At 63.4% G+C, this 22,310-nt stretch carries 15 protein-coding genes and 1 pseudogene; 2 read left to right on the top strand and 14 right to left on the bottom strand.

What is annotated here, in order from left to right:
* Window positions 1–178 precede the first annotated feature (178 nt).
* Window positions 179–1,018 carry a MurR/RpiR family transcriptional regulator gene (locus tag AC3D25_RS03770; protein WP_488887142.1) on the top strand — a complete coding sequence of 280 codons (840 nt, stop codon included), beginning with the start codon at window positions 179–181 and terminating at the stop codon, window positions 1,016–1,018.
* Window positions 1,019–1,258: 240 nt separating this feature from the next.
* On the opposite strand, the gene AC3D25_RS03765 is transcribed toward AC3D25_RS03770, so the two are convergent.
* The 12 genes and pseudogenes from AC3D25_RS03765 to AC3D25_RS03710 form a co-directional block, all read right to left on the bottom strand.
* Window positions 1,259–2,317, bottom strand: coding sequence for a YadA family autotransporter adhesin (locus AC3D25_RS03765; protein ID WP_488887141.1), 1,059 nt, complete (start codon window positions 2,315–2,317; stop codon window positions 1,259–1,261).
* Complete coding sequence (locus AC3D25_RS03760; protein WP_488889581.1) at window positions 2,299–7,905, bottom strand: beta strand repeat-containing protein; 5,607 nt, start codon at window positions 7,903–7,905, stop codon at window positions 2,299–2,301. Before AC3D25_RS03760 ends, AC3D25_RS03765 begins: the two co-directional genes overlap by 19 nt.
* Window positions 7,906–8,088: 183 nt before the next feature.
* A pseudogene (locus tag AC3D25_RS03755) lies at window positions 8,089–8,208 on the bottom strand (ESPR domain-containing protein); the annotation flags it as partial.
* A gap of 539 nt (window positions 8,209–8,747) precedes the next feature.
* On the bottom strand, window positions 8,748–9,164 hold the full coding sequence (locus AC3D25_RS03750) for a CopD family protein (protein WP_488887140.1): 417 nt from the start codon (window positions 9,162–9,164) through the stop codon (window positions 8,748–8,750).
* Between the two features lie 19 nt (window positions 9,165–9,183).
* Entirely contained in the window at window positions 9,184–10,458 is a 1,275-nt protein-coding gene (locus tag AC3D25_RS03745) for a glutamate-5-semialdehyde dehydrogenase (protein WP_488887139.1), read from the bottom strand.
* 125 nt (window positions 10,459–10,583) lie between these two features.
* Window positions 10,584–11,690, bottom strand: a complete 1,107-nt coding sequence (holA, locus tag AC3D25_RS03740; protein ID WP_488887138.1) for a DNA polymerase III subunit delta — start codon at window positions 11,688–11,690, stop codon at window positions 10,584–10,586.
* Between the two features lie 13 nt (window positions 11,691–11,703).
* A complete protein-coding gene (locus tag AC3D25_RS03735; RefSeq protein ID WP_488889580.1) occupies window positions 11,704–12,270 on the bottom strand; it encodes an LPS-assembly lipoprotein LptE in 567 nt (188 codons plus the stop codon).
* A 61-nt stretch (window positions 12,271–12,331) separates the two neighbouring features.
* Window positions 12,332–14,926 (bottom strand): leucine--tRNA ligase, encoded by a 2,595-nt coding sequence (gene leuS / locus AC3D25_RS03730; RefSeq protein ID WP_488887137.1) that lies wholly within the window; start codon window positions 14,924–14,926, stop codon window positions 12,332–12,334.
* Window positions 14,927–15,097: 171 nt separating this feature from the next.
* Window positions 15,098–15,559 (bottom strand): ExbD/TolR family protein, encoded by a 462-nt coding sequence (locus AC3D25_RS03725; RefSeq protein ID WP_488887136.1) that lies wholly within the window; start codon window positions 15,557–15,559, stop codon window positions 15,098–15,100.
* Window positions 15,560–15,563: 4 nt separating this feature from the next.
* Entirely contained in the window at window positions 15,564–16,229 is a 666-nt protein-coding gene (locus AC3D25_RS03720) for a MotA/TolQ/ExbB proton channel family protein (RefSeq protein ID WP_488887135.1), read from the bottom strand.
* Window positions 16,230–16,256: 27 nt separating this feature from the next.
* Window positions 16,257–17,054 (bottom strand): 4-hydroxy-tetrahydrodipicolinate reductase, encoded by a 798-nt coding sequence (gene dapB / locus AC3D25_RS03715; protein ID WP_488887134.1) that lies wholly within the window; start codon window positions 17,052–17,054, stop codon window positions 16,257–16,259.
* A 190-nt stretch (window positions 17,055–17,244) separates the two neighbouring features.
* Entirely contained in the window at window positions 17,245–18,051 is an 807-nt protein-coding gene (locus AC3D25_RS03710) for an outer membrane protein assembly factor BamE (RefSeq protein ID WP_488887133.1), read from the bottom strand.
* Window positions 18,052–18,205: 154 nt separating this feature from the next.
* Here AC3D25_RS03710 and fur point away from each other — a divergent pair, with 154 nt between their 5' ends.
* Window positions 18,206–18,634: a ferric iron uptake transcriptional regulator gene (gene fur, locus AC3D25_RS03705; RefSeq protein WP_488887132.1), complete on the top strand. Its 429-nt coding sequence runs from the start codon at window positions 18,206–18,208 to the stop codon at window positions 18,632–18,634.
* Between the two features lie 186 nt (window positions 18,635–18,820).
* Here fur and gap read toward each other — a convergent pair whose 3' ends face one another.
* Window positions 18,821–19,831 (bottom strand): type I glyceraldehyde-3-phosphate dehydrogenase, encoded by a 1,011-nt coding sequence (gene gap / locus AC3D25_RS03700; RefSeq protein WP_488887131.1) that lies wholly within the window; start codon window positions 19,829–19,831, stop codon window positions 18,821–18,823.
* Window positions 19,832–19,903: 72 nt separating this feature from the next.
* Entirely contained in the window at window positions 19,904–21,958 is a 2,055-nt protein-coding gene (gene tkt, locus AC3D25_RS03695) for a transketolase (RefSeq protein WP_488887130.1), read from the bottom strand.
* Between the last annotated feature and the right edge of the window lie 352 nt (window positions 21,959–22,310).

The raw sequence follows: 22,310 nt of genomic DNA, 5'->3' as shown, positions 1-22,310 counted from the left end.
TACACGATCTATATGCGGGTTTCTCCGTATCTCAAATTTAACGAAACACTCCGACATGCTATTGAATAGGGCTTTCTCCCGGCTGCGGCGATGTCCGCCATGCCTTGACGATGTAGTATTTGTACATAAGTTTCTATCGGCTATAGTCCCTCTATCTTCAGAATAGGCAAATTTCCCGATGTTGCTGTCCCAAGTCGAAGCCATGCGAGCGCAATTGCGGCCGTCCGAGCAAAAGCTCGCCGATTACGTTCTGGAAGCGCCACGCGAAGTCCTCGACCTCGCGATGACCGATTTCGCCGCGCGCGCGGGTGTCAGCCAGCCGACGATCGCGCGGTTTTGCCGCGCCCTCGGCTTTTCGGGTTTCCGCGAGTTCAAGATCCGGCTCGCGCAGGGCGTCGCGTCGAATCTGCCCGCCGTCTACCGCGACGTGCGGCCGGACGAACCCGCGCCCGGCGTCGCGGCGAAGGTGCTCGACCGGACCATCGGCGCGCTGATCCAGGTGCGCAATAGTTTGTCGTCGGATAGCGTCGCGGCGGCGATTACGCTGTTATCGGAGGCGCGGCGCATCGAGTTTTACGGCGCGGGCGGCTCGGGTATCGCCGCGCTCGACGTTCAGCACAAGTTTTTCCGGCTGGGCGTGCCGAGCGTCGCCTATTCCGATCCGCACACTTACACGATGTCGGCGGCGCTTTTGCGACAGGGCGACGTCGTGGTCGCGATTTCGAACACCGGCCGCACCAAGGACATACTCGCCGCCGCAAAATCCGCGCTGGACGGCGGCGCGAAGGTTATCGCGATCACGCACGGAAACTCGCCGCTTGCGCGCATGGCGACGATCGGCCTCTTCGCCAACGTCGACGAAGACACCGACATTTTTTCGCCGATGACCTCGCGCGTCTCGCATCTCGCCATCGGCGATATTCTGGCGGTCGGCGTCGCGCTGGCACGCGGGCCGGAGTTGACCGAGAAACTCGCGCAGGCGAAGGACGTGCTGGATCGGCGGCGGGTGAGTGTCTGAGGGATAACTTACTTCGGCATTTGCGCCGGATAAAAAAAAGCGGGCTCTCCCGAAGGAGAGCCCGCTTTTTTTGTCTTGAGATTTTGCTGCTTGAGTTTCGACTAGCTACTAGCTTTAACAACGGCGAGTGAAACGCCGATCCCGCCGCGATGGCCGACTCTTTCGAATCAACCACCGGGCGAGACCGGCTGCGAACCAGGGTGCGCCTAAACGCACCGCTGACTCACTGCCGGCTGCGGCTTACCACTGATACGAAGCGCCTGCACCGAACGTCGTACCGGCCGAGCTGTAAGCACCGCCCACGCGCACCTTGATGTTCTGCGTGATGCGCGCCGTACCGCCGATAGCCGTTGCCGCATAGCCGCGATACGAACCCGTACCGATACCGAGCGACAGCGTCTTGTTCGCATCGACGTCCGGAATCATCGTCAATGCCGTTGCCGCTGCCACACCGCTGTACGCGTTGCGTGCCACGCTACCCAGTCCAGACTGCAACTGGTTCATGTTGACCGCATCCGTGCCACGCGTACCGGCTGCCACGTTGGTGATGCGACGCTGGTTGTCGTCGGAACCCACCGAAACGGTGTTGTCCTCGGAAGCCACCGAGCCCGAACCCAGGGCCACGGAACCGTTACCGGTTGCCGACGAGCCCTTGCCGAATGCCAGCGAACCTTCACCGCCCGCATTCGAATTGCTGCCGATCGAAACGCCATCCTTGCCGTTCGAGTTCGCACCGCCGCCGATCGCGATACTGCCGGTTCCGGTTGCGGTTGCCACCGGCGCCGTGCCGTCTTCGCCGTTAGCACTCGCGATGCCTGTCGAACCCGTCGAAGTGATGTTACGAACAGCGCTGTCGATAGTATCGAGCTTGGCGTTGGTCGTGAACAACTGCTTGCCGGTTACCGCGTCCGTGCTCGTCGCGCTCAACGTTGCATCCGACAGGTTGGTCAACGACGCCGTGCTGCCCGCGCTGCCCAACGAGATCTTGTCGTGTGCCGACGAGTCGTACTTCACGACATCGGCGGAGGCGACACCGCTCGGGCTGATTCCGCCCAGCGCCGTTTTGATCTGATCGATCGCCGTGGCGTTGGTGTTAACACGACCGTCGATGTTCGACAGCGCGGCGCCCACGTTGGTCACCGTTGTTCCGCCGACCGAATAGGACGGAAGCGAGATCGTGCCATCGCTGTTCACCACCGATCCACCGCCCAGCGCGGAAGCCACGCTCGACGACACACCGGACAGTTGCGAGCCGTTGATCGCGTCGAAGCTCTTCGCGGTCACGTCGCCGTTGGCCACGCCGGTGACCTTGCGGTTGCGGACTTCAACTGCGACAGGTTCACGGCGTCCATGTTGGCCGTACCGTTCGCCACATTGGCGATCTTCGTGCCGCTCGTGCCCTTCAGCGTGACCGTACCGAGCGTTGCGTTGTCGTAGGCGACAAACGAGTTCGTCACGTTGCCCGACGTGTCCGTCGTGATACCCGCGGCCTTCAACTGCGCCACGTTCACGGCGTCCGTGTTCGCCTTACCGGCTGCCACGTTTGCCAGCGTCACCGCAGCACCCGTACCGCCAAACGTCACCTTCGCCTTCGATGCATCGTCGTACGCAACGAACGAGTTCGTCACGTTGCCCGACGTATCCGTCGTGAGGCCTGCTGCCTTCAACTGCGACAGGTTCACGGCGTCCATGTTGGCCGTACCGTTCGCCACATTGGCGATCTTCGTGCCGCTCGTGCCCTTCAGCGTGACCGTGCCGAGTGTTGCGTTGTCGTAGGCGACGAACGAGTTCGTCACGTTGCCCGACGTGTCCGTCGTGATACCCGCGGCCTTCAACTGCGCTACGTTCACGGCGTCCGTGTTCGCCTTACCGGCTGCCACGTTTGCCAGCGTCACCGCAGCACCCGTACCGCCGAACGTCACCTTCGACTTCGATGCGTCGTCGTACGCAACGAACGAGTTCGTCACGTTGCCGCTCGTATCCGTCGTGAGGCCGATCTTCTTCAGTTGCGACAGGTTCACCGCATCGGTGTCTTGCGTACCCGCAGCGACGTTCACGATCTGGCGTTCTGCGCCCGTATTGCCAACCGACACCGTGTTCGCACGAGTCGCGAGCGAGTTTGAACCGAGCGCCACGCTGTTCGTGCCGGTGGCAGAAACCGTGGCGCCGAAACCAACCGCGACGCCGTTCGTCACGTTGACCACGGTGCTGTTACCCATCGCAAGCGCATTGCCCATCCGCGCCGCCGCACCGTTACCGAATGCAGCCGCACCAGCACCCAGTGCAACCGCACTGCTGCCCACCGCGTTCGAGTAGTCGCCGCTGGCCGTTGCGCTTGTACCGAGGGCGCTCGCGTTGATGCCGCTGGCCGATGCGCGCGCACCGAGGGCATCGGAATACGTCCCCGAGCTCACCGCACCCATGCCGATCGCAACTGCATCGCCACCGGTTGCGGACGAATCCGTACCGGCCGAGTTTGCGTGGAAGAACTTCGTTCCGCTGTTCTGGATCGAATTGACGGTGTTCGTGACGCTCGTCACGTTTGCGTTCGTAGCATTAAGCTGCGAACCGTTCACTGCGTCCGTGCTGGTTGCCGTGAGTGCGCCCGCCTTCACGTTCGTGATCGTCGTGCCACCCGTGCCGCCCAGCGATACCGTCGACTTCGTCGCGTCCGTGTACGCAACAAGCGCGTTCGTCACATTGCCCGACGTGTCCGTCGTGATACCCGCGGCCTTCAACTGCGCCACGTTCACGGCGTCCGTGTTTGCCTTACCGGCTGCCACGTTTGCCAGCGTCACCGCAGCACCCGTACCGCCAAACGTCACCTTCGCCTTCGATGCGTCGTCATATGCGACGAACGAATTCGTCACGTTGCCAGCCGTGTCGGTCGTAAGGCCTGCTGCTTTCAACTGCGACAGGTTCACTGCGTCCGTATCGACCGTACCCTTCGCCACGTTGGCGATCTTCGAGCCGCTCGTGCCCTTCAGCGTGATCGAACCGAGCGTCGAATCGTCGTACGAGACGGAATTCGCACTGCTACTTCCCGTGACAGCCTTGAGCTGCGCAAGGTTCACCGCGTCGGTGTCAGCGGTACCCGCCTTGACGTTGACAACCTTCCGCTCGGTGCCTACTGCGCCGACGGAAACCACATTGGCCTGCGATCCATCGCTGCCAGCGCCAAGCACGACACTGTTCGCGCCCTTCGCCGTCACGCCGCTACCGAGAACGAACGTACCGGCGCCCGTCACCGTGTTCGAGCCGCCGATGGCGGTCGAGCCCGCTGCCGATACTCGGCTGTTGCCGCCAAGGAGAATCGAGTTCGTGGCGGCGCTCGTCACGGTATTCGCGTTACCGACCGAAATTGCATTAGCGGCGCTGGCGTTGGTATTGTTACCCAGGACAAACGTGTTTGCCGCCGTGATCGAGTTGGTATTGCCGAGCGAAACCGAGTTTGCTGCCGAGATGAAGCTGTTCGTGCCGATCGCGACAGCCTGCGTCTGGCCGGGTCCACCGATTGCCGTGTTCGTACCGATAGCAATGCCGTCATCCTGCTCCACGGTCGTGCCAGTACCCACAGCGACGCCGCGCGTCGCGATCGAGTTGGCGTTTATGCCGACGACGGTGGATGAGTCACCCATCGAAATCGCGCCCACGCCGACACCGACCGCATTGTTGCCCGTCGCGCTGGTGTTCGTACCGATAGCGACTGCTCCCGGACCGTTTGCATGCGTGTTCAGGCCGATTGCGACCGCGTCCGATCCAAGCGCTTCAATCTGGCCGCCCTTGTCGGTCACGCCGGCTACGATCAACTGGTCCGGCGTCACGCTCGAAACGAACGGAGCGTCTTGCACGACGACCAGCGAGCGGGTCATCGCGAGGTTCTGCGGCGAAACCGGAGCCGATGCCGCGCCGATCTGGCTGGCGATCAGCTGGTTGACCTGGCCGAGATTGACTGCGTCGTGGGCTGCGGTACCGTCGGCAACGTTGACGATGCGACGCGTCGAGAAGCCCGAACCCACCGAGAACGTGTTGGCCTCCGTCGCAGCGGAATTGATACCCACCGCGACTGCATTCAAGCCCGAAGCGCGGGCGCCACTACCAATTGCCAGCGTGCCGTCGCCGTTTGCAAACGAACCACCGCCGATCGCAACGGCATTATTGCCCGCTGCCTGCGCGGCCGCCCCGGTAGGCGAACCGAACCGAACATACTGGCTGCCGCTTACGGTCGCAACCGTGTCGGTCAATTGCTTGACGTTCACCGCGTCCGTGGCGGCGACGCCGGTTGCCACGTTCGAGATTTTGACGCCGTTCGTCCCGCCGACCAGCGTGACCGACGATTTGCCGCCCGCGTCGTAGGATACGAACGAATTGGTGACGTTGCCGTTCGAATCGGTCGTCAAGCCAGCGGCGTTCAGTTGGCTAAGGTTGACAGCGTCCTTTGCCGATGTGCCGTTTGCCACGTTGGACAGCCGCGTACCCGCCGTGCCGCCGAACGAAATGGCGCCGAGCGTTGCGTTGGTATATTTGACGGCGAGCGGGTCTGCTGTGCCCGATCCGCCGGTTCCGACCAAAGCGGCCGTTGCGGTAAGCGCCTTGCCGACGTCGTCGTAGCTCGTGCCGTTCACCGTGTAAGTCGGCGCCTTGATGGTGCCGTCGGCGTTGAGGCCGCCACCGGTTCCGCCCAGCGCCTTGCTCGCGCTCAGCGCGGTTGCGTAGAGTTGCGAGCCGTTGACTGCATCCGAGCTCGTTGCCGAGAGCGCGCCCGACTTGAGGTTCGTGATGGTCGTGCCCGCACCGCCGCCCAGCGTGATCATGCCTTTCGATGCGTCGTTGTAGGCGACGAACGCGTTTGTCACGTTGCCCGACGTGTCGGTCGCGATGCCGAGCGACTTCAACTGCGACAGGTTCACGGCGTCCGTATCGGCCGTGCCCTTAGCGACGTTAACAATCTGGCGTTCTGCGCCCGTATTGCCAACCGACACCGTGTTCGCACGAGTCGCGAGCGAGTTCGAACCGAGCGCCACGCTGTTTGTGCCCGTGGCAGAAACCGTTGCGCCGAAACCAACAGCGACGCCGTTCGTCGCGTTGGCCACGGTGGAGTTACCCAGCGCGAGCGTATTACCCATCCGCGCCGCTGCACCGTTACCGAATGCAGCCGCACCAGCACCCAGTGCAACCGAATTGGCGCCCACCGCGTTCGTGTAGTCGCCGCTGGCGGTTGCGCTTAGACCGAGGGCGCTCGTGTTGACGCCGCTGGCCACCGCGCTTGAACCGAGGGCGGTCGCGCCGTAGCCGCTGGCCACCGCGCTTGAACCGAGGGCGTTACCGCCCCAGCCGCTGGCCGTCGCGCGCGCACCGAGGGCATCGGAATACGTCCCCGAGCTCACCGCACCCATGCCGATCGCAACTGCATCGCCACCGGTTGCGGTTGAATCCGCACCGGTCGAGTTCGCGTGGAAGAACTTGACTGCGCCGCCGCCGCTCTGCAACGAATTGACGGTGTTCGTGAGGCTCGTCACGTTTGCGTTCGTAGCCGTCACGTTTGCGTTCGTAGCATTAAGCTGCGAACCGTTCACCGCATCCGTGCTGCTCGCCGTGAGTGCGCCCGCCTTCACGTTCGTGATCGTCGTGCCACCCGTGCCGCCCAGCGATACCGCCGACTTCGTCGCGTCCGTGTAGGCCACGAACGCGTTCGTGGCGTTGCCCGACGTGTCGGTCGTGATACCTGCTGCCTTCAACTGCGACAGGTTCACCGCGTCGGTGTTTTGCGTACCCGCAGCCACGTTCACGATCTGGCGTTCTGCGCCCGTATTGCCAACCGACACCGTGTTGGTGCGATTCGCGATCGAGCCGAAACCGAGTGCAACCGACCCGTCCGCCGAAGCGTTCGCTCCGCCAATCGCCACAGCGGTCGAGCCGCCCGCCGTTGCCTTATAACCGAGCGCCACGCTGGCGTTACCGGAGGCCTGCGCGGCATTTGCGGCGTTGTCCGACGCGCCACCGATGGCAACAGCCGCTGCGTAGGTCGATGCCGAGTTAAGGCCGATCGCAACTCCAGAGTCCTGCGACGCCTTCGCCGCCGAGCCCACCGCAATTGCATTGCCGCCGCTAGCGGTTGAATCCGCGCCGGTCGAGTTCGCGTGGAAGTACTTCGTTCCGCTGTCCTGGATCGAATTGACGGTGTTCGTGATGCTCGTCACGTTTGCGTTCGTAGCATTAAGCTGCGAACCGTTCACTGCATCCGTGCTGGTTGCCGTGAGTGCGCCCGCCTTCACGTTCGTGATCGTCGTGCCACCCGTGCCGCCCAGCGATACCTTCGACTTCGTCGCGTCCGTATAGGCAACGAACGCGTTCGTGGCGTTGCCCGACGTGTCGGTCGTGATACCTGCTGCCTTCAACTGCGACAGGTTCACCGCGTCGGTGTCTTGCGTACCCGCTGCGACGCTCACGATCTGGCGTTCCGCGCCTGTCGTGCCAACCGACACCGTGTTCGTGCGATTCGCGATCGAGCCAGAGCCGAGTGCAACCGACTTGTCCGCCAACGCGTTCGCCGCCGAGCCTACGGCAATCGCGTTGCTGCCGCCCGCGGACGAATCAGCGCCGGTCGAGTTCGCGTGGAAGTACTTGACAGCGCCGCTGCCGCTTTGCAACGAACTGACGGTCCTCGCGAGGCTCGCCACGTCATAGTTCGTACTCGCCAACTGATTATAATTGACGGCGTCGGTTCCAGTAGATCCAGCAGCCAGATCATGAATTTGATTTCCGGCCATGGAGGTCGGAGCTCTGAGGGTGAGCAGTTTCGAACTAATTGTGATTCCTCCGTCACCCAAGGGGCCCCCGCCGCCCGCAATGGTGTCCCCGGAATAACTTCCGTCGTATCTGCCCATCAACACGAAACCAGGACCACCGGATGCGGCGCAATTGAGGCCAGCTAGCCCGGACTGTGTATAAGAGGTCCCGCTGGTAAGACCCGGGCCCGAGGGAATGCCAGTGCCATCGTTCGCGCAAACGGCCAACTGCGCCCCCGCGGCGAACGCACTACCGGCCCCCATCGCAGAAGCACCGACCACAGCCGCCATCGCGACCGTGCGCCCTGCCTTACTCCGCTTGCCTCGCGCCTTCTCCAGCTCCGAAACAGCGACCCACGAGCCTGTCGACTCATTCCATACGGATTTGTATGTCTTGTTCATTCTTTAACACCCCAACAAAATTAAGAAATCGCTTCCAGACCCAGCGCCGCCTCTAACTGCCTTTTTATTGGCATGACTAACTTGTCTTGTATTAGAGGCATCGTCGAGCGGCCTGCACCGTCGTTCAATGAAGCCGGCCACGGAGCATCTTCGAGAAGTCGACGCAAACGCATCGCTCCCAATTTGGAAAACCGACGAACTATAGGTTTTGGGGCGAGCGCTCTTAACGCGATAATTCTTAATTGTTTGAGAATGAAAGTGCGCTTGACACCGCGCCAATCAACGCACGGATCGGGTTGCCAGACTAGCGGCGGCGGGCCACTCAGCGAGTCAATCAAATCAATGCTCTGCGTGAGTTCTACATAATGTGAGTTTCGATCTCGATATCAACCAAGAACATTCTCAAGCCATCCTATGTATCTTTCCCGACACGGAAAGCCCGCGTTCAAGCCCGCGAACAGACGAAAAAAAAGCCGCCGATGATTGCTCATCGGCGGCTTGCTTTATTACACCTGAGCGGGCGCGTTGCCCGCCTCATTTCAAAACGGCTTGATCACGACCAGCAGCGTCGCGCCGAGCAGCCCGAGCACCGGCAGCTCGTTGAACATGCGATACCAGCGGTCCGTGCGCGTGTTCTCACCGCGCTCGAACGTGCCGAGCAGACGCCCGCAATACGCGTGATACGCGATCAGCAACACGACAATCCCGAGCTTCGCGTGCAGCCAGCCCTGCCCCGCGCCGATGCCGACCACGAGCCACAGCCACAGCCCGCACGCGAGCGCGGGCACCGCGATCACCGTCATGAAGCGAAACAGCTTGCGCGCCATGAGGAGCAGCCGGGCGACGGCGGTCGGCTCCGTTTCCATCGCGAGATTCACGAAAAGGCGCGGCAGATAAAACAGCCCGGCAAACCAGGAAGCGATCAACACGATATGCAGCGATTTGATCCAGAGCATCTAGATAGTGGCCTTGTTCTTATTGACGCGCTTCGCCGTGGCCGAGCACGACGTATTTCAGCGAAGTCAGCCCGTCGAGTCCGACCGGGCCGCGCGCGTGCAGTTTGTCGTTCGAAATGCCGATCTCCGCGCCGAGGCCGAACTCGAAGCCATCGGCGAAACGCGTGGACGCGTTCACCATGACGCTCGCCGAATCCACTTCGCGCAGGAAGCGCATGGCGCGGTCGTGGTCTTCGGTGACGATGGCGTCGGTGTGGTGCGAGCCGTACTGGTTGATGTGCTCGATGGCGTCGTCGAGATTCTCGACGATCTTCACCGCGAGCACCGGCGCGAGATATTCGGTGCTCCAGTCGACGTCGGTCGCGTCCACCAGTCCGCGGCCCAGTTGAGCGGCTTCGAGCACATCGCGCGCCTCGCGATCCACGCGCAGTTCGACTTCCTTCGCCTGGAACGCGCGCGCGAGCGGCGGCAACGCGGCGGCGGCGATGCCGCGCGCCACCAGCAGCGTTTCCATCGTGTTGCAGGTGCCATAGCGATGCGTCTTGGCGTTGTCGCAGACCTTCAGCGCCTTAGCAAGGTCGGCGCGGTCGTCCACGTAGACGTGGCAGATGCCGTCGAGGTGCTTGATCATCGGCACGCGCGCTTCTTCCATCAGGCGCGCGATCAGGCTCTTGCCGCCGCGCGGCACGATCACATCGACGAACTCGGTCATCGTGATGAGCTTGCCGACGGCCGCGCGGTCCGCGGTCGCGACCACCTGCACGGCGTCCTGCGGCAAACCGGCGGCTTCCAGCCCTTCGCCGATCAGTTTCGCCAGCGCCGTGTTGCATTCGAGCGCCTCGGAACCGCCGCGAAGAATCGTCGCGTTGCCGGATTTGAGACAGAGCGCGGCGGCGTCGATCGTGACGTTCGGCCGCGATTCGTAAATGATGCCGATCACGCCGAGCGGCACGCGCATCTGGCCGACCTGAATGCCGCTCGGCCGATATTTGAGACCGCTGATTTCGCCGATCGGATCGGCGAGCGTCGCGACCTGGCGCAGGCCTTCGACCATCGTGTCGAGCGCTTTATCGGAGAGCGTCAGACGGTCGATAAACGCCGCGTCGTGGCCCTTCGTGCGGGCACGGTCCAGATCGCGCGCGTTCGCGGCCTTCAGTTGCGCGCGTTCGCGCTCGATGGCGTGCGCCACGGCGTCCAGCGCGGCGTTCTTGGCCGCCGTCGAGGCGCGGGCCATCGCGCGCGACGCCTGACGCGCGCGGCGGCCGAGATCGGTCATGTATTCGTCGATGTTCATCGTGGGTCTCTTCACCGGACGGTCAGCCGGTTGACGTATGGAATTCGTTGCGGACTGCGCGCCGGAACAGCACGTTTCGAGCTACGACGCGACGCCAGAACGTTGATTTTAAACGTTTCTCGCGTTTAGCGACGAGGTCGCGCGGGCGCTGCGGCCCGGCCTTCCGACGGATGGCCCGACTGGGCGACGCTCATCGCCAGTTCGAACATGCCGCTCCACGGATCCGGCGGCGGTTCGGCGCCGCGCGCGGCCGCGCTTCGCGACGTGCCGGACAAGCCCTTGACCTGCCGGTCGAGCTTCGCGGCGAGCGCGAGCGCCTTTTCCAGCGCGGCTTCGGTCACGCGCGAGAGCGCCGGGCCGATCAGCCGTTCACGCGGTCCCCAGACCCGGTTTTCGCGCAGCAGCGTGGCAAGCGGCTTGCCCGCCGCGACGCCGCGCTTGATGCGCAGCAGCGTACGCACTTCCTCGACGAGCGCCCACAGCACCAGCACGGACGCCTCGCCCTCGCCTTTCAGGCCGTCGAGCATGCGCGCGAGCCGGCCGACATCGCCGGTCAGCATGGCTTCGTTCAGCTTGAACACGTCGTAGCGCGCGACGTTCAGCACGGCGTCGTGGATCTGCTCGGCGCTGAGCACGCCTTGCGGATACAGCAGCCCGAGTTTCTGGATTTCCTGATGCGCGGCGAGCAAATTGCCCTCGACGCGCTCGGCGATGAATTGCAGCGCGCGCCGTCCTTCTTCGCCCGGCGCCACGCGCTGGCCTTGACCGGCGAGCCGCTGCCCGACCCACATCGGCAATTGCGCGCGCTCGACTGGGTCGATTTTCAGCGCGACGCCCGTATTCGTGATGGCCGTGAACCACGCCGACTTTTGCGTCGCGGCGTCGAGACGCGGCAACGTGATGAGCGTGAGGACGTCGGGATTGTCGGCGGCGGACAGTATTTTCAGCGCCTCGGCGCCTTCCTTGCCCGGCTTGCCCGTTGGAATGCGTAATTCCACCAGCTGGCGATCGCCGAACAGCGACATCGACTGGCTCGCGCCCAGCAGCGAACTCCAGTCGAATCCGCGCTCGACCGTGAACACGGAACGGTCGGTAAAGCCCGCTGCACGGGCCGCCGCGCGAATCCGGTCGCACGCTTCCTGCGCGAGCAGATGCTCGTCGCCGAACACGACGTACAAGCCCTTGAGGCCCTTCGCGAGATGCGCTTCGAGCGCGTCCAGACGCAATTGCATGGCGGCGCGTAGCTTAAAGCGGCGGCGTCGGCAGCGGCGCGCGGGGCGCGATGCCCGGCGCTGCTTCGCCCGGCAGCGGATGCAGCGAACGCACCACGGCGAGACGGCGCATCAGTTGATCGACGGCGTCGTTCTGCATGTCGCGCGCGAGCAGCTCGGCTTCCTGCTGCTTCGCGAGCGCGTACTGGTCGCTATAGGTCATCGCGCGGTTCAACGCGATGGCGCTCGGCGGGATCAGCAGCGTGCCGTCCACGCCCGACAGCGAATAGTTGAGGTTGTAGGTCAGCTCGTACTCCTGCACGGCACCCGCCGAGTTCAGGCTGAGCGTGCTTTGTCCGCGGCCTTCGACGAGCGAAAGAATCGCGTCCGGCTTCTCCGACGCCTTGACGATCACCGTGTCGCTGCCGCCCTCGACCATGCGTTCGAGGCGCGCGACCAGGAACGGCGCGCCGCCCGAAATGGCGAGCCGCTTGAACGCGAAGTCCTGCTGGCCGCGCAACTGGAAGCCGCACGCCGACAGCGCAAACGCGCCGCCGACGAGCGATAGGAACGAGCGCCGGCTGACGCCGCCTTCGGCCAAGCCTGCCTGCTCCTGCTGTTTGACGACTTTGCGGCTCACATCCACTCCCCTGTTTGATCTTTTATACGACCACGTTCACCAGCCGGCCCGGCACCACGACGATCTTCTTCGGCGTGCGTCCTTCGGCGAATTTCTCGAACATTTCGTGCGCGAGCGCCGCCTGTTCGATCGCCTCGCGCGGCGCGTCCTTCGCGACCGTCAGCGAGCCGCGCACCTTGCCGTTCACCTGCAGCACGAGTTCGATCTCGGCTTGTTCGAGCGCGGCTTCATCGACGTTCGGCCAGGGCGCGTCGAGCAGACCGCCGAACACGGTGTCATAACCGAGTTCCGTCCACAACTGACACGTGATGTGCGGCACGACCGGGTAAAGCACGCGCAACAGCACGCCGAAAGTCTCGTTGAGCACGGCGGGCGTGGCGTCTTTCGCGCTATCGACGGCGTTCAGCATCTTCATGCCCGCCGACACCACAGTGTTGTATTGCAAGCGGCCGTAGTCGAAATCGGCTTGCTTGAGCACGCTGTAGATTTCGCGGCGCAGCGCGCGGTCGGTGTCGTTGATCTTCGATGCATCGAGCTTCGCGTGCTGCTTCAGCGCATCGGCGCGGCCGTGCGCGGTCTGCCACACGCGGCGCAGGAACCGGCTCGCGCCTTCCACGCCCGTGCCCGACCATTCGAGCGACTGCTCCGGCGGCGCCGCGAACATCACGAAAAGACGCGCGGTATCGGCGCCGTACTGATCGATCAGCACTTGCGGATCGACGCCGTTGTTCTTCGACTTCGACATCTTCTCGACGCCGCCGATCACTACCGGCTGGCCGTCCTTGATCAGCACCGCGCCGACCGGGCGGCCTTTGTCGTCGTGCGAAACCGTGACATCCGCCGGATTGATCCAGGTCTTCTTGCCCGCCGCGTCCTCGCGATAGTACGTTTCGTTCAGCACCATCCCTTGCGTGAGCAGATTCTTTGCGGGCTCGCCGAATTTCACGAGACCCATGTCGCGCATCACCTTGGTCCAGAAACGCGAGTACAGCAAGTGCAGAATGGCGTGCTCGATCCCACCGATGTACTGATCCATCGGCATCCAGTAATCGGTGCGCTCGTCCACCATCGACGTGGCGTCCGGCGCGGTGTAGCGCGAGAAGTACCACGACGAATCGACGAACGTGTCCATCGTGTCCGTTTCACGCTTCGACGGCGCGCCGCATGTCGGGCACGCGCAGTTCAGGAACGCCTCGGATTTCGCGAGCGGGTTGCCCGTGCCGTCCGGCACGAGGTCCTCCGGCAACACGACCGGCAGATCCTTTTCCGGCACCGGCACGTCGCCGCAACTCGGGCAATGGATGATCGGGATCGGCGTGCCCCAATAGCGCTGGCGCGAAATGCCCCAGTCGCGCAGACGCCAGGTGATCTGCTTGTCGCCGAGATTCTGCGCCTTCAAATCGGCGGCGATCGCCTCGATGGCCGCGTCGAACGCCAGGCCGTCGTACTTGCCGCTGTTCACCAGCACGCCCGCACCCTTCTCGCCGTACCACTCTTGCCAGGCGTCGGTCGAGTACGTCTTGCCTTCCACGGCCACGACTTGCTCGATCGGCAGCGCGTACTTCTTCGCGAACGCGAAATCGCGTTCGTCGTGCGCCGGCACGCCCATCACGGCGCCTTCGCCGTAGCTCATCAGCACGTAATTGCCGACCCACACTTCCACTTTTTCCTGCGTCAGCGGATGCGTGACGAAAAAGCCGGTCGCCATGCCCTTCTTTTCCATTGTCGCCATATCGGCTTCAGCGACGCCGCCGCGCTTGCATTCTTCGATGAACGCCTGCAAGTCCGCGTTGTCGCGCGCGAGATGCGTCGCGAGCGGATGCTCGGCGGCGACCGCCGCGAAAGTCACGCCCATGACGGTGTCGGCGCGCGTGGTGAACACGCGCAGCAGCTTTTGCTCGCCGTCGAGTTCATACGGGAAACCGAAATTCACGCCGAAACTCTTGCCGATCCAGTTCTGCTGCATGACCTTCACGCGCTCGGGCCAGCCGAGGCCTTCGAGGTCGTCGAGCAGTTGATCCGCGTAATCGGTGATGCGCATGTAGTACATCGGGATTTCGCGCTTTTCCACGAGCGCGCCCGAACGCCAGCCGCGCCCGTCGATCACCTGCTCGTTCGCGAGCACGGTTTGATCGACCGGGTCCCAGTTGACGGTGCCGGTCTTCTTGTACGCGATGCCTTTTTCCAGCATCTTGAGGAACAGCCACTGGTTCCACTTGTAGTACTCGGGCGAGCAGGTGGCGATTTCCCGCGACCAGTCGATGGCGAGTCCCATCGACTGCATCTGCTTCTTCATGTACGCGATGTTGTCGTAGGTCCACTTGGCAGGCGGCACGCCGTTCGCCATCGCCGCGTTTTCCGCGGGCATGCCGAACGCGTCCCAGCCCATCGGCATCAGCACGTTGTGGCCGTTCATCCGCAGATACCGCGCCATCACGTCGTTGATCGTGTAGTTGCGCACGTGGCCCATGTGCAGCTTGCCCGACGGATACGGCAGCATCGAAACGCAATAGAACTTGGGCTTGGTCGTGTTTTCTACCGACCGATAGACGTCTTTCGCGCGCCAGTCGCTCTGCGCGGCGGATTCGACGTCGGCGGGTAAGTATTTATCGTGCATGGTGTGGTTGGCTTCGGCAAAGGCGGATGGCTATCGCGCGGTGCGGCCAACGAAAACGCGGGCGCGCGGCGCGGGGTTGCTTCAAGCGGACTGGCCTAGAAAGACGCGCCGTTCGGGCAAAGGGCGATTATACCGTTCGACGGCGCGCCGCAGTCGGGCGGCGTGAGGCGCCTAGCGGGCCGGCGCGCCAGCGCTTTGGGGAGTTCGCGGTGTTTGTGGAGATTGCGGCTCGGTCACGAAGCCGATTTTGTCGAGGCCGGCCTGCTGCGCCGCGCCCATCACCTGCGCGATGACCTCGTAACGCGTTCCGCTCGACGCCCGCAAGTGGATTTCGGGCGGTGCGCCGCGTCGACCTTCTTGCGCGAAGCGTGCGCGCATCGCGTCGGCCGTGACCGGCTGGTCGTTCCAGTAGAGCTTGCCGGCGGCGTCGATGGAAAGCGTGATGGTGTCCGGCGTCTCGCGCACGGATTGCGACGAAACCTTCGGCAGATCGAGCCGGATCGCGTGCGTGAAAAGCGGCGCAGTGATGATGAAGATGACCAGCAGCACGAGCATGACGTCGATCAGCGGCGTCATGTTGATCTCGGCCATCGGCGCGCCGTTCGGCTTTTTATCGAGTCCGCCGAAAGCCATCTGCTTACTCCGCCCGGGCGCAGACGAACGCGTGGAGATCGTGCGCGAAACCGTCCAGTTCCTCGGAGATCTGGCGCACGAGGCGGCCGAGCACGTTATAGGCAAGCACGGCCGGAATGGCGACCACCAGCCCGAAAGCCGTCATGATGAGCGCCTCGCCGACCGGCCCGGCGACATTTTCGATCATCGCCTGGCCACTCGCCGCGATGCTCCCAAGCGCGTGATAAATGCCCCACACCGTGCCGAGCAAGCCGACGAACGGCGCCGTGCTGCCCACCGACGCCAGCAAGACCTGCCCGAATTCGAGCCGCCGCTGCGACGTGAGAAGCGCCTGCCGCAACGCGCGCAGCACGCGTTCGCTCGGCTCGACGCCCGCGAGCAACGCGCCCGGCAATTCCGCCTCCGAAGCGCGCCAGGCGGCCTCGGCGAGCGGCAGATAAACCCGCTCGCGATCCACCGCGCGCAACGCCGACACGCCGTCGGCGAGCGTCGCCGCCTGCCAGAAGCGGATCACCGCGCGCGGACCTTGCCGCTTCGCGCGGCCGAGCACCCACGCCTTGACGATCAAAAAGCACCAGCTCGCCACCGACATCGCGAGCAGAACGCCCGCGACGCCATGCGTGACGGCGTCGCCGTCCTGGAGATAATGGATAACGCCGGTGTTCGCCATCGTCACCTTGGGTGGTTTTTTGAGGGCTCAGCGCAGGCCGAGCACGTCCTGCATGTCGAAAAAGCCGCGCTCGCGGCCCGCGAGGAAACGCACGGCGCGCAGCGCGCCCTGCGCGTAGGACAAGCGGCTCGCCGATTTGTGCGTGATCTCGATACGTTCGCCGATGCCGGCGAACAGTACTGTGTGATCGCCCACGATATCGCCGCCGCGGATCGCCGCGAAGCCGATCGTCGATGAATCGCGCTCGCCGGTCACGCCTTCGCGGCCGTAGACGGCGCAGTTCTTCAGGTCGCGGCCGAGCGCATCGGCGATCACTTCGCCCATCGCGAGCGCGGTGCCGGACGGGGCATCGACCTTGTGGCGGTGATGCGCCTCGATGATTTCGATGTCGTAGCCTTCCGCGAACTGCTTGGCCGCGAATTCGAGCAGCTTCAGCGTCACATTCACGCCCACGCTCATGTTCGGCGCGAACACGACGCCGATCTTGTCGCCCGCCGCGCGAAGCTGCGCTTTCTGGGCATCGTCGAAACCGGTCGTCCCGACGATCATTTTCACGTTGTGGCGCAACGCCGCTTCGAGATGCGCGAGCGTGCCTTCCGGCCGCGTGAAGTCGATCAAAAAATCGGCTTCGGCAAACACGCGCTCGATGTCGTCGGTGAGCGCGACGCCCGTGGTCTTGCCGAGAAACGCGCCCGCGTCCTGGCCGAGATGCGGCGAGCCGGGACGGTCGAGCGCGCCGGCGAGCGTGGCGTCGGCATCGTTGAGAACGGTTTCGATCAGCATGTGGCCCATGCGGCCCGATGCCCCGGCGATGGCGATTTTCATGATGTTTCTGCGTGGTGACGAGTGACGTGAACGATTCGAGCGGCCCGCGCATGCAGCGCGTCCTTCCATAGACAAGGACAGCGGGACGCGCCCGCCGTTCCTCAGGTGATGCTAGCGTGAAACTGGAGATCTGCAACCGGGGAATGCGCACGTTTCGGCAAGCTGCGCGCGCATTCCGATGCCGCGCCGGTTAGTTGCCTTGCGGCGGCACGGTGAACTGGGTCTGACCGTTCGCGTTCGTGGGTGCCGGCGACGAACCTTGCGGACCGACCGCGCTGCTGTCCGGAATCGTGATCTGTTGCGGACGACGCTGCAACTGGATCTGCGAATTGCCGACGCCGTTCACGTTCGGCGGCAAGCCGGCCGATTGCGGATTGTTCGCGCGCACCGAAGGCGTCGTGCGGCCGGTCGGCGCCTGCACGGCGCTGGTGGCGCGATTGGCGGCCTGCGCAGCCTGCTGGTTCGCGTCGCCGGCGAAAGCGGCCGACGGGTTCGGCTGCGTCGACGGTTCGCCGGCCGGCGCGGTGACGCCCGACGTCGCGGATGCGCCTGAAGCTGCAGCAGCGACGGCAGCCGGGGCCTTCGGCAACGAAGCGATCTTGCGACCCTTGTCGCCGTCGATTTCCGCGAGCAGTTCGAGGTTGGACGGCAGATTTTCGCCGCCGGTCCAGTTCGCCACGCGATCCGCCGTGAAATTCACGACGAAGTCACGCTGCTGGACAACCGAAGTAGAACCGCGCTTGAAGTAGAAGACATAGTCCCAGCGATCGGCGTGGAACATGTCGGTGAGGAGCGGCGTGCCGAGCAGCGCGCGCACTTGATCGCGGGACATGCCGACTTTCATCTGGCTCGCAGCTTCCGCCGACACGAAGTTGCCCTGCACGACGGTGATGCGGTAAGGCGTAATGCTTTGCGCAATGCGCTGCGTGACACTGTCGTAGGTCGAACATCCGGCCAGAACGGTAATCAGGGTGGCAGCGATCAAGGTTCCGCGCATACGACGGCTCTCCCCGCGATTCATTAAAGATTTTGGAAACATTTCACCCTTCAAGCGCGACATTCGTAGGCCGCGCATTCGTTCGAAGATGACCGAAACGGCAAAAAACGCATTACTATGAGAACCTTGAATTGTACTCTAGGGATGCCTAGCCATGACCAATCCCTCCGATCTCAAAAATATCGGGCTCAAGGCGACCCTGCCCCGCCTCAAGATTCTCGAAATCTTTCAACATAGTCCCGTGCGTCACCTGACGGCGGAAGACGTGTATCGCAACTTGCTGCATGAAGAACTGGATATCGGTCTCGCGACGGTGTATCGCGTGCTCACGCAGTTCGAGCAGGCGGGACTGCTGTCGCGCAGTAATTTCGAATCCGGCAAGGCTGTTTTCGAACTGAACGAAGGCTCGCACCACGACCATCTGGTGTGTATCGACTGCGGGCTGGTCGAGGAATTCTTCGACGCGGAAATCGAAAATCGTCAGCAGGCGATTGCGAAGGAACGTGGCTTCAAACTGCACGAACACGCGCTCGCGCTTTACGGCGCCTGCACGAAGGAAAACTGCCCGCATCGCAAGAATTAGCCGGTACGCGCATCCCTGGAAACCGCCGCTCATCGGTCACGAGGACGGCGGTTTTTTGATGCGCTTCGGTCTTGCGTCCGCAGGTTCGACGGCAAGAATCCGTAAGAGAAATCGAAAATAAAAAACCCCGCACGCTCGCGCGTGCGGGGTTTTTTGCGTGCTGCGGCGTCGGCTTACTTCGCCGATTTACTTCGCATTCGCCAGCGCAACCGCCGTGTCCAGCATGCGGTTCGAGAAGCCCCACTCGTTGTCGTACCAGCTCGACACCTTGACCAGACGCCCCGAAACCTTCGTCAGCGTCGAATCGAACGTCGACGAAGCCGGGTTGTGGTTGAAGTCGATCGAGACCAGCGGCGCGTCGTTGTAGCCGAGAATGCCTTTCAGCGCGCCTTCCGATGCTTCCTTCATGATCGCGTTGACTTCATCAACCGTCGTGTCGCGCGCAGCGATGAACGACAGATCGACCACCGACACGTTGATCGTCGGCACGCGGATCGCGTAGCCGTCGAGTTTGCCGTTCAGTTCCGGCAGCACCAGGCCGACCGCGGAAGCCGCGCCCGTTTTGGTCGGGATCTGGCTGTGCGTGGCCGAGCGAGCGCGGCGCAGGTCCTCGTGATACACGTCGGTCAGAACCTGGTCGTTCGTGTACGCGTGGATGGTCGTCATCAGGCCGTTCACGAGGCCGATCTTGTCGTTCAGCGGCTTGACGAGCGGCGCGAGGCAGTTCGTCGTGCACGATGCGTTCGAGATGACCGTGTCCGATGCCTTCAGGACGTGGTGGTTCACGCCGTAGACGATGGTCGCGTCGACGTCCTTGCCGCCCGGTGCCGAGATGATCACCTTCTTCGCGCCCGCCTTGATGTGCGCGCTCGCCTTCTCCTTCGTGGTGAAGAAGCCGGTGCACTCCATCACGACGTCCACGTTCAAGTCGCCCCACGGCAGTTCAGCCGGATTGCGGGTCGCGAGCACGCGGATCTTGTCGCCGTTGACGACGAGGTAATCGCCGTCCACTTTCACTTCGCCCGGGAATTTGCCGTGCGCCGTGTCGTATTGCGTCAGATGCGCGTTCGTCTTGGCGTCGCCGAGGTCGTTGATGGCGACGATCTCGATGTCGTGCTTCTTGCCGTTTTCATACAGGGCACGCAACGTGTTGCGGCCGATCCGGCCGTAGCCGTTGATTGCAACGCGAATCGTCATGGTCTATCTCCTGATGGCTAAAAAATACGTTCAGTTCGCGGGCTTTGAAGCGCGCAATGCGTCGCGCAACGCTCAGGCGCCCGCGAGCGCGGCCTTCGCCGTCTCGACGACATTCTCGACGGTAAAACCGAAATACTTGAAAAGTTCGCCGGCGGGCGCGGATTCGCCGAACGAATCGATGCCCACCACGCCGCCTTCCAGGCCCACATACTTGCGCCAGAAATCCGTCACGCCGGCTTCGATCGCGACCCGCGCCACGCCCTTCGGCAGCACGCGCTCGCGGTACTCGGCGTCCTGCGCGTCGAACACGTTCGTGGACGGCATGGAAACGATGCGCGCGCCAATCCCTTCCTGCGCCAGCTTGTCGCCCGCCTTCAGGGCCAGTTCGACCTCCGAACCAGTCGCGATCAGGATGATCTTGCGCGCCGGAATGTCGTCGTTCCAGTCGCGCAGCACGTAGCCGCCCTTCGAAATATTAGCGATCTGAACGTCGTTGCGCGGCGAAAACAGCAGGTTTTGACGCGTAAAAATCAGCACCGACGGACCCTTGTGCTCGATCGCGTGCGTCCAGGCCACCGCGGTTTCGACCGTATCGGCCGGACGCCACACCTGCATGTGCGGAATCAGGCGCAGACTGGCCGTCTGCTCGACCGACTGGTGCGTCGGGCCGTCTTCGCCGAGACCGATCGAATCGTGCGTGAACACGAAGATCGAGCGCGACTTCATCAACGCGGCGACGCGCAGCGCGTTGCGGCTGTAGTCGGAGAACGTCAGGAACGTGCCGCCGAACGGACGATAGCCACCGTGCAGCACGATGCCGTTGATCGCCGCGCTCATACCGAATTCGCGCACGCCGTAGTTGATATGGTTGCCCCACTGGATGCCCGCGCCGTCCGGGTTGTGGTTGTCGGCGTCGCCGGCTGCGCGCACCGGCTTCGACGCTTTCCAGTTCGTGAGATTCGAACTCGTCAGATCCGCCGATCCGCCGAGCAGTTCCGGCAATGCCGCCGCCAGACCGTCCAGCGTTTGCTGCGACGCCTTGCGGGTCGCGACCGTTTCGGCTTTCTGGTTAGCTTCCTCGATGATAGCGGCCGCTTTCTGCGACCAGTCTGCCGGCAGTTCGCCGCTCATCCGACGCACGAATTCCGCGGCTTCAGCCGGGAATTTCGCGCGGTAAGCTTCCAGCGTCTTGTTCCAGTCGGCTTCGGCGCGCGCGCCCGATTCCTTCGCGTCCCACGCGGCATAGACTTCCGCCGGAATCACGAACGGCTCCCAGGTCCAGCCGAGGCCCGCGCGCGCGTCCGCGATTTCCTTCGTCCCGAGCGGTGAGCCGTGCGAATCGTGGCTGCCCGCCTTCGTGGGCGCGCCCTTGCCGATGGTCGTGCGGCAGCAGATCAGCGTCGGTTTGTCCGAATTCTTGGCTTGCGCGATGGCTGCGTCCACCGCGTCGACGTTGTGGCCGTCAACCGCGCGGATCACGTTCCAGCCGTAGGCTTCGAAGCGCTTCGGGGTGTCGTCGTGGAACCAGTGCTCGACGTGGCCGTCGATGGAAATGCCGTTGTCGTCGTACAGCGCGATCAGCTTGTTCAGCTTCAGCGTGCCGGCGAACGAGCACGCTTCGTGCGAAATGCCTTCCATCAGGCAGCCGTCGCCGAGGAACACGTAGGTGTGGTGATCGACGAGCTTCGTGCCGTCCTTGTTGAACTCGGCGGCGAGCAGCGCTTCAGCCAGCGCCATGCCGACCGCGTTGCCCAGACCCTGACCGAGCGGACCCGTCGTGGTTTCGACGCCCGGCGTGATGCCCACTTCCGGGTGACCCGGCGTCTTCGAATGGAGCTGGCGGAAATTCTTCAGTTCGCCGATCGGCAGGTCATAGCCGGTCAGATGCAGCAACGAATAAAGCAGCATCGAGCCGTGGCCGTTCGACAGGACGAAGCGGTCGCGGTCGGCCCAGTGCGGGTTCTGCGGATTGTGCTTGAGGTGACGCGACCAGAGCGCGACGCCGATCTCGGCCATGCCCATCGGCATGCCCGGGTGACCGGAATTGGCTTGTTGAACGGCATCCATGGACAGCGCGCGAATTGCGTTTGCCATCAGAGCGGTTTGGCTGGAGGTCGGGGTCGTCATGTCGATTCCGGGTAGGTCCTGAAATAATCCTGGGAGCTTCTGGATGACGCGCCGGGCGAAAGGCTGAACGACATTTTCGGGACCCGGAACGACGAGAAACGAAGAGGATCGGAAGCCGGTCATTCTAACAGACAGGTCCGGCAGGCATATCGCCAAAGGCGCTGGCGGATCAGTACGGGTCGCTGGAAACGGTTCCGGATCATCGCGCCGCCCGCGAGCGTGGCAACGCGCCGCATGTCGGGCACGCTACCTGCATGCGAACGGTTCGAACATCTGAACAAATAGCGCGCTTAAGCGCTCGAAACGCGTGCTCAGCCGTACCGACGCCAGACGCGCCGGGGCTTCGTGGCAC

The organism is Caballeronia sp. SL1002 (genome assembly GCF_057814995.1).
Note: the sequence above shows the minus strand (reverse complement) of the source record. Positions and strands in the feature narration are given on the sequence as shown.

What these genes read in the sequence shown, in the direction of transcription:
- AC3D25_RS03770 (WP_488887142.1), top strand. Translation starts at nt 179, where the DNA reads ATGTTGCTGTCCCAAGTCGAAGCCATGCGAGCGCAATTGCGGCCGTCC.
- AC3D25_RS03760 (WP_488889581.1), bottom strand. Translation starts at nt 7,905, where the DNA reads ATGGGCAGATACGACGGAAGTTATTCCGGGGACACCATTGCGGGCGGC.
- AC3D25_RS03750 (WP_488887140.1), bottom strand. Translation starts at nt 9,164, where the DNA reads ATGCTCTGGATCAAATCGCTGCATATCGTGTTGATCGCTTCCTGGTTT.
- AC3D25_RS03745 (WP_488887139.1), bottom strand. Translation starts at nt 10,458, where the DNA reads ATGAACATCGACGAATACATGACCGATCTCGGCCGCCGCGCGCGTCAG.
- holA (WP_488887138.1), bottom strand. Translation starts at nt 11,690, where the DNA reads ATGCAATTGCGTCTGGACGCGCTCGAAGCGCATCTCGCGAAGGGCCTC.
- leuS (WP_488887137.1), bottom strand. Translation starts at nt 14,926, where the DNA reads ATGCACGATAAATACTTACCCGCCGACGTCGAATCCGCCGCGCAGAGC.
- AC3D25_RS03725 (WP_488887136.1), bottom strand. Translation starts at nt 15,559, where the DNA reads ATGGCTTTCGGCGGACTCGATAAAAAGCCGAACGGCGCGCCGATGGCC.
- AC3D25_RS03720 (WP_488887135.1), bottom strand. Translation starts at nt 16,229, where the DNA reads ATGGCGAACACCGGCGTTATCCATTATCTCCAGGACGGCGACGCCGTC.
- dapB (WP_488887134.1), bottom strand. Translation starts at nt 17,054, where the DNA reads ATGAAAATCGCCATCGCCGGGGCATCGGGCCGCATGGGCCACATGCTG.
- AC3D25_RS03710 (WP_488887133.1), bottom strand. Translation starts at nt 18,051, where the DNA reads ATGCGCGGAACCTTGATCGCTGCCACCCTGATTACCGTTCTGGCCGGA.
- fur (WP_488887132.1), top strand. Translation starts at nt 18,206, where the DNA reads ATGACCAATCCCTCCGATCTCAAAAATATCGGGCTCAAGGCGACCCTG.
- gap (WP_488887131.1), bottom strand. Translation starts at nt 19,831, where the DNA reads ATGACGATTCGCGTTGCAATCAACGGCTACGGCCGGATCGGCCGCAAC.
- tkt (WP_488887130.1), bottom strand. Translation starts at nt 21,958, where the DNA reads ATGACGACCCCGACCTCCAGCCAAACCGCTCTGATGGCAAACGCAATT.